8 protein-coding genes, 15 tRNA genes and 1 rRNA gene are annotated in these 9,788 nt (G+C 55.6%); 21 read left to right on the top strand and 3 right to left on the bottom strand.

The window, feature by feature from the left end; all coding sequences use genetic code 11:
- The 17 genes from ELR57_RS17215 to ELR57_RS17135 form a co-directional block, all read left to right on the top strand.
- Window positions 1-216, top strand: a 23S ribosomal RNA gene (locus ELR57_RS17215); the annotation flags it as partial.
- Window positions 217-392: 176 nt separating this feature from the next.
- Window positions 393-468: transfer RNA gene (locus tag ELR57_RS17210), tRNA-Asn, on the top strand.
- 3 nt (window positions 469-471) lie between these two features.
- Window positions 472-564: transfer RNA gene (locus tag ELR57_RS17205), tRNA-Ser, on the top strand.
- A 4-nt stretch (window positions 565-568) separates the two neighbouring features.
- Window positions 569-643, top strand: a tRNA-Glu gene (locus ELR57_RS17200).
- 117 nt (window positions 644-760) lie between these two features.
- Window positions 761-837 (top strand) — tRNA-Met (locus ELR57_RS17195).
- Between the two features lie 36 nt (window positions 838-873).
- Window positions 874-950 (top strand) — tRNA-Asp (locus ELR57_RS17190).
- A gap of 16 nt (window positions 951-966) precedes the next feature.
- Window positions 967-1,042: transfer RNA gene (locus tag ELR57_RS17185), tRNA-Phe, on the top strand.
- Window positions 1,043-1,066: 24 nt separating this feature from the next.
- Window positions 1,067-1,142: transfer RNA gene (locus ELR57_RS17180), tRNA-Thr, on the top strand.
- Window positions 1,143-1,157: 15 nt separating this feature from the next.
- Window positions 1,158-1,241 (top strand) — tRNA-Tyr (locus ELR57_RS17175).
- Between the two features lie 14 nt (window positions 1,242-1,255).
- Window positions 1,256-1,329: transfer RNA gene (locus ELR57_RS17170), tRNA-Trp, on the top strand.
- Between the two features lie 18 nt (window positions 1,330-1,347).
- Window positions 1,348-1,423, top strand: a tRNA-His gene (locus tag ELR57_RS17165).
- A gap of 18 nt (window positions 1,424-1,441) precedes the next feature.
- Window positions 1,442-1,516 (top strand) — tRNA-Gln (locus ELR57_RS17160).
- A gap of 5 nt (window positions 1,517-1,521) precedes the next feature.
- A tRNA-Gly gene (locus ELR57_RS17155) sits at window positions 1,522-1,596 on the top strand.
- 12 nt (window positions 1,597-1,608) lie between these two features.
- Window positions 1,609-1,682 (top strand) — tRNA-Cys (locus ELR57_RS17150).
- Between the two features lie 14 nt (window positions 1,683-1,696).
- Window positions 1,697-1,773 (top strand) — tRNA-Arg (locus ELR57_RS17145).
- Between the two features lie 8 nt (window positions 1,774-1,781).
- Window positions 1,782-1,867, top strand: a tRNA-Leu gene (locus ELR57_RS17140).
- Window positions 1,868-1,939: 72 nt separating this feature from the next.
- Window positions 1,940-2,395 (top strand): MEKHLA domain-containing protein, encoded by a 456-nt coding sequence (locus ELR57_RS17135; protein WP_126960306.1) that lies wholly within the window; start codon window positions 1,940-1,942, stop codon window positions 2,393-2,395.
- Between the two features lie 18 nt (window positions 2,396-2,413).
- Here the strand turns inward: ELR57_RS17135 and ELR57_RS17130 are convergent, their stop codons facing one another.
- Together ELR57_RS17130 and ELR57_RS17125 are read right to left on the bottom strand one after the other, a co-directional pair.
- Entirely contained in the window at window positions 2,414-3,448 is a 1,035-nt protein-coding gene (locus ELR57_RS17130) for an anthranilate phosphoribosyltransferase (protein ID WP_126960305.1), read from the bottom strand.
- On the bottom strand, window positions 3,445-4,065 hold the full coding sequence (locus ELR57_RS17125; protein WP_126960304.1) for an ANTAR domain-containing response regulator: 621 nt from the start codon (window positions 4,063-4,065) through the stop codon (window positions 3,445-3,447). The genes ELR57_RS17130 and ELR57_RS17125 overlap by 4 nt, the downstream gene beginning before the upstream one ends.
- Window positions 4,066-4,388: 323 nt before the next feature.
- Here ELR57_RS17125 and nirB point away from each other — a divergent pair, with 323 nt between their 5' ends.
- Genes nirB through cobA form a run of 4 tightly spaced genes read left to right on the top strand, consistent with a single transcriptional unit; the run spans window position 4,389 to window position 8,780 of the window.
- Window positions 4,389-6,824 carry a nitrite reductase large subunit NirB gene (nirB, locus tag ELR57_RS17120; RefSeq protein ID WP_126960303.1) on the top strand — a complete coding sequence of 812 codons (2,436 nt, stop codon included), beginning with the start codon at window positions 4,389-4,391 and terminating at the stop codon, window positions 6,822-6,824.
- Window positions 6,825-6,837: 13 nt separating this feature from the next.
- Window positions 6,838-7,149 (top strand): nitrite reductase small subunit NirD, encoded by a 312-nt coding sequence (gene nirD / locus ELR57_RS17115; RefSeq protein WP_126960302.1) that lies wholly within the window; start codon window positions 6,838-6,840, stop codon window positions 7,147-7,149.
- Window positions 7,150-7,164: 15 nt separating this feature from the next.
- Window positions 7,165-8,013 carry a formate/nitrite transporter family protein gene (locus ELR57_RS17110; protein WP_126960301.1) on the top strand — a complete coding sequence of 283 codons (849 nt, stop codon included), beginning with the start codon at window positions 7,165-7,167 and terminating at the stop codon, window positions 8,011-8,013.
- The gene (gene cobA, locus ELR57_RS17105; RefSeq protein ID WP_126960300.1) at window positions 8,010-8,780 is read left to right on the top strand and encodes a uroporphyrinogen-III C-methyltransferase; all 771 of its coding nucleotides are present in this window, start codon (window positions 8,010-8,012) and stop codon (window positions 8,778-8,780) included. Before ELR57_RS17110 ends, cobA begins: the two co-directional genes overlap by 4 nt.
- Window positions 8,781-8,833: 53 nt before the next feature.
- Here the strand turns inward: cobA and ELR57_RS17100 are convergent, their stop codons facing one another.
- A complete protein-coding gene (locus ELR57_RS17100) occupies window positions 8,834-9,541 on the bottom strand; it encodes a C40 family peptidase (RefSeq protein ID WP_238162572.1) in 708 nt (235 codons plus the stop codon).
- Window positions 9,542-9,788: the final 247 nt, after the last annotated feature.

Raw genomic sequence — 9,788 nt, 5'->3', positions numbered from 1 at the left:
CGCACCGCTGGTGTACCAGTTGTTCCGCCAGGAGCATCGCTGGGTAGCCAAGTGCGGGAGGGATAAGCGCTGAAAGCATCTAAGCGCGAAGCCCGCCTCAAGATGAGATTTCCCAATCAGTAAGACCCCTTGGAGAACACGAGGTTGATAGGCTCGGGGTGTAAGCACAGCAATGTGTGTAGCTGACGAGTACTAATCGGTCGAGGGCTTATCCTAATAAGCCAACACAGGCAAGAAGATTCTAATGAACGCTAATTCGTTTCGTATCCGGTTATCAGGGCGCAAGCCTTGAAAAAGCCTTAAAAAAGGCTTTACAAAAGCTTCGAGAGATGATAAGATATCACTCGTTGCTGAAAAAAGCGAATCTAGCAATTCGCAAAATAACGTAATATTCCCTGATAGCTCAGTTGGTAGAGCACTCGACTGTTAATCGAGTTGTCACAGGTTCGAGTCCTGTTCGGGGAGCCATATGGAGAGATGTCCGAGTTTGGTCGAAGGAGCACGATTGGAAATCGTGTAGGCGTCACAAGCGTCTCGAGGGTTCGAATCCCTCTCTCTCCGCCAGTATGGCCCGTTGGTCAAGCGGTTAAGACACCTCCCTTTCACGGAGGTAACGGGGGTTCGATTCCCCCACGGGTCACCAACTTTCCTTAAGAACCTCAAAGAAAATCTTCAAAAAAAGATTGAAAAAGAGGTTGCCAAACGGTGTGAAGATATGATAAGATATCAAACATCGCTTAAGAAAACGCTTGATTAACGACGCGGGGTGGAGCAGCCCGGTAGCTCGTCGGGCTCATAACCCGAAGGCCGCAGGTTCAAATCCTGCCCCCGCAACCAACACTCTTCCTTGGGAACTGATTCCGAGGCACGCGCGGAGCCGTGGTGTAGAGGCCTAACATGCCTGCCTGTCACGCAGGAGACCGCGGGTTCGAATCCCGTCGGCTCCGCCATTTAACTTAAAACCTCGGCTCGGTAGCTCAGTTGGTAGAGCAGAGGACTGAAAATCCTCGTGTCGGCGGTTCGATTCCGTCCCGAGCCACCATCATCATTCTAGATTTTGCACCGTGCCGGTGTAGCTCAACTGGTAGAGCAACTGACTTGTAATCAGTAGGTTGGGGGTTCAAGTCCTCTCGCCGGCACCATGATTTACCCACTGTGGAGGGTTAGCGAAGTGGCCAAACGCGGGAGACTGTAAATCTCTTCCTCACGGTTCGGTGGTTCGAATCCATCACCCTCCACCACTTTTACCTTACTTAGGGGCATAGTTTAAAGGTAGAACAGCGGTCTCCAAAACCGTTAGTGTGGGTTCAATTCCTGCTGCCCCTGCCAACTGAATAATACAACATGGCGGTCGTGGCGAAGGGGTTAACGCACCGGATTGTGGCTCCGGCATTCGTGGGTTCAAGTCCCATCGATCGCCCCATGTATTACAAAAGAATATTGGGGATTAGCCAAGCGGTAAGGCAACGGACTTTGACTCCGTCACTCCAAGGTTCGAATCCTTGATCCCCAGCCATTCATGCGGAAATAGCTCAGTGGTAGAGCATCTCGTTGCCAACGAGAAGGTCGCGGGTTCGAATCCCGTTTTCCGCTCCATCTAGTTTATTTGGCGCCATAGCCAAGTGGTAAGGCAGAGCTCTGCAAAAGCTTTACCCCCAGTTCGAGTCTGGGTGGCGCCTCCAAAAAAACTAAATACGCGCCCTTAGCTCAGCTGGATAGAGCGTTAGACTACGAATCTAAAGGCCAGGAGTTCGAATCTCTTAGGGCGCGCCATATGACTTGCTGGTGTGGCGGAATGGCAGACGCGGCGGACTCAAAATCCGCTTCCGGCGACGGAGTGGGGGTTCAAGTCCCTTCACCAGCACCAACTTAACAGCGAACAGCTCTCAGGATAAGACACGATCTTATCCGGGAGCTTTTTTGTTATAGGAGCGTACTTATGAACCCGGAGCAGATCGAACTGCATCTCAAGAGAGTATTGAACAGCTATCGGAAGTGGACGGGGACGGATCTTCTGAAGCTGACGGGAGAGCTAAGCTTGGCGGAACAGCTTAACCGTACCGGCCGAATTCTGTTGTCGCACGGCACGGAGACGGACCCGGTACTAAACTACGGGAACCATGCGGCCCTCGCTCTTTGGGAGATGGATTGGGCGGAGTTCGTGCGGATGCCTTCTCGTCTTACGGCGGAGCCGATGGATCGAGAGGAACGGGAGAAGCTTCTGCGCGACGTTCGGGATAAAGGGTATTCGAATCGTTACGCGGGGATACGCGTTTCCCGTACGGGAAGGAGATTTCGGATCGAGGACGCGGCGATCTGGAACGTCATGGACGAGAGGGGAAGGATGCTTGGACAGGCCGCATCCTTCCCCTCTTGGACGGAAGTGAGTTCTTGAGTGGATGGTGTTCTTGAATTAAACCAGCCTCGGAACTCCGAGCAGAGCGTCCTTCCAGCTGTTATAGACCGCCAGGGCCGCTCCGCTGTCGATCAGAGCCTTGCAGGTGTACAAGCCTTCCTCCAGGGAACCGACGCGTTCCGCGAGCTCCAGACGGGCTGCAGCGTTCAGCAGCACTTGATTGAGGAACGCCATGTCCGCATCTCCACGGAGAACCGCTTCCGAAACGGATACTTGCTCCGCGGGCGTCCATTCCTTCTCCGGCACCGGAGTGTCCAAACCGAGCGCCTCCGGATCGTAAATCCGCAGATGAAATTCTCCATTTTCCACTACGTACACGCGGGTAGGCCGATCGATGAACAGATCCTCGGAGCCCTCGGCGCCTTGGACGATGAGCGCCTTGCGATAGCCGAGCTTGATGATTAGCCGCGAGAGGCGATCGAACACCGTATTGTGATAAACCCCGAAGGCGAGATAAGGGGAATGGGTAAAGTCGATCAGCTTCTCCGCCGAATTCAAGATGGTGCGCATGCCAAGCTCTTCTCGAATGGAGCGAAGCTTCTGAAGGGGAGGGCACCATTGCTCGGTAGGGATATAGACGACTCCCGCCTCCCTCGCCGTCAGAGCCGCTTTCTCGGCGTTCAGCTTATCGGGGTCGATGCCGACCGCCCGAATGATATCGTGAAGCCCTATGCCCCATTTGGGAGGCAAGGAGTCGGCTCCATGGAGGGTAACGGGCAATCCGGCCGCCGCGAGCAGGAAGCTTGCTGGGAAAGTGGCGAAGAAGGACGATTTGCGCCCGTCGTAAGGGCCGGCGCAGTCGAGCCCTTCTTGGATGGGAGATCGTACGGCGTGCTTGCGTACCGTCTGCACGAACGCCTCGAGTTCCTCCACGCTCTCCATCTTAATCCGTTCGGCGATGAAGAAGGCGCCGATCTGGGCGGGAGTCGCTTGAAGGCTCAGGATAGACTCGGCCGCTTCAAGCGCTTCGTCGTATTCCAAGTCTCGCGCTCCCCGTTTGCCGCGGGCGACCTCTTTAAGCAGCTTGATCATCGTTTCGCCCCTCCTTTTTGATCCTGTATCAATTGGTAAACCTTCACGATAGACGTGGCAACGTCGACCATGCGCTTGCGCTCGTTCATCGCTTGCTTTCGCAGCATATCGTAAGCCTCGGATTCGGTGATGCCTTTAAGCTCGCACAGAATCCCTTTGGCCATGTCGATCCATTTGCGCTCTTCGATTCGAGACATTAATTCCTTCCGTTCCATATTCCATTGCTGCCGCTCGAAGCATTGCTTGGAGCTGAAATGCAGCGTCCAGTGGATGTCGAGAGGGTTCATGGACGCGCTTAGCACGCCGTCGACCATCACGTTATCGTCGCAGGCTTCCACCGAGAGCGTGGCGGTTGCGTCGCTGCACCACCAAAGCAGAGGAACGATTTTTTGCTTCAATAGAGACGTTCCCCAACTCTTGATCTGCGGAATCGGCACATCGAGAACGCATGCGTCGGCGTCCACAATCAGCTTGTTCGCCAGTTCCTCGGAATGGGCTTTGGTAATCGTATACCCGGAGGAACGAAGGACAAATTCGGGGAGAAGCGTCTTTGAAGCGGCAGCCGACGGTTGGACTGTCGCTTTCGCTTGGTTGTGAATAACCAACAAAGAACGCATAGGGTTTCTCCTCTCAACTTTAGTTCATTTAAGGAAGTAATCCCAATTCGAAGCAGCCTGACGTTAAATTTTATAACATATAACAGGGTTTATGTCGAGATGAAAATTTTCATAAGGCTTCGATGTCATGTATATTGACAAAGATCATCTGGCGAGGTATAGTTCAGGTAATTCAATCCAATCATTTATTCACGGATACAATGGGGTGTCCGGTTGAAGCGGCAATGAGGCCTGCTTGCGTTCAGGAGAGACGAGTTTGTCTTCTCTATGGGCGAAGCAGGCTTTTTGATTTTCTTAAGGAGCAACGAAAGGGGATTCGGTCAATGGCAGCGACAAAGAAACTGGTGATGATCGGCAATGGGATGGCGGGGGTCCGGGTCATCGAGCACATTCTTAAGCTGGCGCCCGGCGCTTACGACATTACGATCTTCGGGAGCGAGCCGCATCCCAATTACAATCGAATCATGCTCTCCTCCGTGCTTCAGGGCGGAACGGGACTCTCCGACATCGTGATCAACGACTGGGAATGGTACCGCGACAACGGCATTACGGTACACGCCGGTCATACGGTAACGTCGATCGATCGGGTTAACCGCAAGGTTGTCTCACATCTCGGCCTCGAGGCTTCCTACGATACCTTGCTGATCGCGACCGGATCCAGCGCGTTTATCCTTCCACTGCCCGGAGCGGACAAGGAAGGAGTCATCGGCTTCCGGGATATCAAGGACTGCCAGATCATGCAGGAAACGTCCTTGAGCTATAACAAAGCCGTCGTGATCGGCGGCGGGCTCCTCGGCCTGGAAGCGGCAAGAGGACTGCTCAATCTGGGGATGGATGTCACGGTCGTTCATAGCAACGCTTATCTGATGAACAGGCAATTGGACAAAGCGGCATCGATGATGCTGAAGGAAGAGCTCGAAGCTCAAGGGATGAAGTTCCTGCTCCAGAAGCAATCCGAGAGAATTCACGGGAAGAAGAGAGTGAAGAGCCTCAGCTTCGCGGACGGCACGGAGATCGAGGCGGATCTGATCGTCATGGCCGTCGGGATCAAGCCGAACGTGCAGATCGCCAAGGACGCCGGTTTGAACGTGAATCGCGGCATCATCGTCAGCGACTTCATGGAGACGAACGACCCGAACATCTACGCCGTGGGGGAATGCACCGAGCATCGAGGAATCGCATACGGACTAGTAGCCCCGCTGTACGAGCAAGGCGCGGTATTGGCGAAGCGGCTGTCCGGCGTGGATACCGAAGGCTACACCGGTTCGATTACTTCAACGAAGCTGAAGGTATCCGGAGTGGACGTCTTCTCCGCGGGGCAATACGACGAGCCTGCGGGCACGCGTTCGTTGAAGTACCAGGACGAAGTGGATCGCGTCTATAAGAAAATCGTCCTGAAGGACGATAAGCTGGTTGGAGCGGTTCTGTTCGGGGATACGGGGGACGGCGCTTCGTTGCTCTCCCTTATTCGCAAAGGCGAAAGTGTGAGAGGAAGAGAGAAGGAATTGCTTCTCGGCTTCTCGGCGGGCGGAGCGGCATCCGGCAAAGAGAACCATCTCGCGGAGATGGCGGATGACGAGATCGTCTGCGGCTGCAACGGCGTCTCCAAAGGGACGATAGCCGACGCGATTCTGCAGAAGGGCTGCAACAGCGTCAGCGCAATCAAAGCCTGCACGAAGGCATCCGGCTCTTGCGGGGGCTGCAAGCCCGAGGTTGAAGGGCTGCTTAAGATCTACGCCGGAGACAACGCGGCAGCGCCCGTCAAGGAAGGGATCTGCGGCTGCACGACGCTGAATCGCGACGAGATCGTGGCCGAGATCAAGCGCATGGGGCTTAAGACGGTCAAGGAAGTCATGAACGTGCTCGAATGGAGCCAGCCGGAGGGTTGCTCGAAGTGCAGGCCTTCCCTTAATTATTACCTCGGGATGCTCTGGCCGACTGAATACAAAGACGAGAAGGAGTCGCGCTTCACGAACGAACGTTATCACGCGAACATTCAGAAGGACGGGACGTTCTCCGTCGTCCCCCGGATCTACGGCGGCGTGACCTCTCCGTCGGAGCTGAAGAAGATCGCGGAGGTCGCCGAGAAATTCGATGTTCCGCTCGTGAAGTTCACCGGCGGTCAACGGCTTGACCTGCTTGGCGTCAAGAAGGAAGACCTGCCGAAGATGTGGGAGGAGCTCGACATGCCTTCCGGCCACGCCTACGGCAAGATGCTTCGGACGGTTAAGACATGCGTAGGCAATACGTTCTGCCGCTTCGGGACGCAGGATGCCATCGGCATGGGAGTTCGCCTTGAGAAGGAGTTCGAGCGGATGAACGCTCCGGCCAAGGTGAAGCTCGCGGTATCCGGATGTCCCCGGAACTGCGCGGAAGCGACGATCAAGGACTTCGGCATCGTCGCGATAGACGGAGGCTGGGAGCTGCATGTCGGCGGCAACGGCGGCGTTCACGTGAGAGCTACGGATCTGCTGACAATCGTCAAGACGGAGGACGAGGTCGTCGAATGGGGCGGAGCGTTCCTTCAATTATATAGAGAGCACGCGAATTGGAACGAACGGACTTCCGTCTGGGTAGAGAGAGTCGGGATGGACTTCATCAAGAAGTCGCTCGAGAATGGCGAGGAACGCAAGGCGTTGTACGGCCGGATTCGTACGGCTATCGACCAGATCAAGGATCCATGGCAAGAGATAATCGAGAACAAGGAGCTTCGCAAAAACTTCGAGTCGCTGGTGCCGGCGGAGGCGCTTCAAAGCTAGGGGAGGAACGAATATGGCTAAAGTATTGATCGGACATATGGCGGATATCGACAAGAAGGGAGCCAGAACCGTTCGTTATCAAGACTTGGAGATCGCGGTCTTCAAGCTCAGCGACGGCGAAGTGAGAGCCGTGGAGAATCGCTGTCCGCACAAAGGGGGCAAGCTGGCGGAAGGAATGGTCTGCGGGACGGCCGTCCATTGTCCGCTGCACGATTGGAAGATCGATCTGAAGAGCGGGAACGTATACGAGCCGGACGAAGGCTGCGTGGAGACCTACGAGACCGAAGTCGATCAAGCGAGCGGCGCGATTTACATCACGTTGTAATTGGGAGGAATGAACATGAGCGATTACGTGAAGCCCATTCAAATTGTTAAATCGATGGTAGAGTCGGGAACGTCTAAGGCAAACCTAAGCATCGGCCAGTCGATCGTCCGGGGCGGCCTTGGCGGAGCGATCCTGGCCTGCGCGACAACGTTGGCGTTCACGGCCGCCGCTCAGACGAAAATCGGCTTGGCTGGAGCCATCGTATTCCCCGTTGGCTTCGTCATGATCGTTCTGTTGGGACTAGAGCTTGTAACCGGCAGCTTCGCCCTTATTCCACTGTCGGTGCTCGAACGCAAGACGACGATCGGCCGCATGCTCGCGAATTACCTCTGGGTCATCGTCGGGCACTTGATCGGCTGTCTACTGTATGCGGCCTTCTACGGATTGACGATCACCAAGATGGGTCACGATATGTCCAATCCGCTCATTCAGACGATTATCCAGCTCAGCGAGGCGAAGACGACCGCTTATAAGGCTATGGGAGCGGACGGCATGGCGCTGGCGGCCATAAAAGCCGTGCTCTGCAACTGGATGGTGACGTTAGGCGTTGTAATGGCGATGACTTCCCAATCGACGATCGGCAAGATTCTCGCGATGTGGCTGCCGATCCTGACCTTCTTCGCGCAAGGCTTCGAGCACGCGGTCGTGAATATGTTCGTCATTCCGGCCGGCATGATGCTCGGCGCCGACGTCAGCTTGGGCGATTGGTGGCTGTGGAACCAGATCCCCGTTCTGATCGGGAACTTCATCGGAGGCGCTGTCTTCACCGGATTCCTGTACTATTTCTCCCAACGGGGTTTTATCCGGAAGTCGCTGTTCAACTCGAAAGCGGTCGAGACTGCCCCCTTGGAGAAAGGCGCATGAGAAAAGAAGGAGAGGTCGCCATTGTCGGCGCCGGACCGGGAGATCCGGATCTGATTACGCTCAAGGCGCTGAAGAAAATTCAAGCAGCCGACGTCATTCTTTACGATAGGCTAGTGAATGTTGAACTATTGGAATACGCCCGGTCGGACGCTCGGCGCATCTATGTCGGCAAAGCGCCGGGCCGGCATTCCATGACGCAGAGCCAGATCAACGAGAAACTGATTCAACTGGCCAGAGAAGGGAAAAGGGTCGTCCGGCTGAAGGGAGGAGATCCGTTTATCTTCGGCCGCGGCGGGGAGGAAGCGATCGCCCTGGCCGAGAAGGGTATTCCGTATGAGATCGTTCCGGGCATCACCTCGTCGATCGGCGCGGCCGCATCGGCCCGCCTTCCCTTAACGCACCGGGGGATGAGCGTATCGGTCGCTTTCGTTACCGGACGTCGCTGCCGGGGACAGGAGGAATCGCCCCGTTGGGATCTTCTTGCTCATTCCGTCGAGACATTGGTTATCTATATGGGAGTCGGCGAGATGGCCTTCATTCGGGAGGAGCTTCTGCGGAACGGCAAATCCCCGGAGACTCCGGTCGCCGTGATCGAGAGAGGGACGACGCCCGGGCAGCGGGTCGTGACCGGAACGCTGTCCAATATCGGGAGGCTTGCCGAAACGATGAAGCTGAGCAATCCGGCATTGATCGTCATCGGGGAAGCGGTAAGGGCCAGGGAACATCTCCTTCGGCTGGAAGCGGAAGCCATGGAGAGAATCGGATAATTCGAAGCAAAGCGGCGCCGGGGAGCTTTCCCTGGCGCCGCTCTTTGTTGGGCTTATAGCGCGCTCCCGCCGTAGAGGAAGCGATATTCGAAGTGAGTTCCTTCGATCTTGCTGACGGTGACGCCGCCGCTCTTATTCGAATACGTATTCAGCATCTTGCCGTCCCCCAGATAGATGCCGACGTGAGTTATCCGCTGCGAGGACTTGTCGATCCCGGAGTAATCGGATTCCTTCGTGCCCTTATAAGACATGAAGAACATCAGGTCTCCGCGCTTCAGGTCATGCCAATCCGTCTTCACTTCGCCCTTGGCCTTCACGTATTCGCCTTGGCTCCGCGAGTCGGAAGGAAGAGTTACGTTGGCCGCTTCCCTGAAGATCCATCTCATCAGGTCTGAGCAATCGAACGTTCTGTCGTTGCTTCGGCTCGAACCGAACTCGTAAGGGGTGCCGAGGTACGCCATGCCTGCGGAGATGATCTTCTCGACAGTCGAAGCGGACGTTTCTTCGCTCTCCGTCGTGCCGGAGCCGGCCGAATCGTTCGAGCCCGCCGTTCCGTCGCCATCCGCAGGCGAGTCGTTCTGAAGCTGATCTTGAAGCGTCGGGTCTTGCTCGCTCGTTTTACCCTTTGCGTTCTTATTATAAGTAGAATTGATTCCGCTATTCGCGGAGGCTGCAGACGCCTTCGGCGCGATGCCGGCCACGCTTCCCATGGATACGACGGCCAAGGTTCCGGCCAACAGGACAAATCCGAGTTTAATCAATGACAGCACCTCCAAGAAGAGTGTATCCCTACGCTAACATACCTTTTGCCGGTCGTTGAACCCCTCAATTGTTGCCAACTTGACTTGAGGCGTTGAGGCTCAAGGGCTTTAGGCGGTTGCCGCCCTCGACTTCGGTCTAGGGGCAAAAACGTGCGCGAGTCTGTTTTGCCGAGAGGGCTTCCCGTTTACAATGAGTACATGAGGTTAAGGAACGGCGCCACGAAATAGGCAAGCGAGAAGGGCGGCC

The sequence above is a fragment of the Cohnella sp. AR92 genome, from assembly GCF_003990975.1.
GTDB lineage: Bacteria > Bacillota > Bacilli > Paenibacillales > Paenibacillaceae > Cohnella.
Note: the sequence above shows the minus strand (reverse complement) of the source record. Positions and strands in the feature narration are given on the sequence as shown.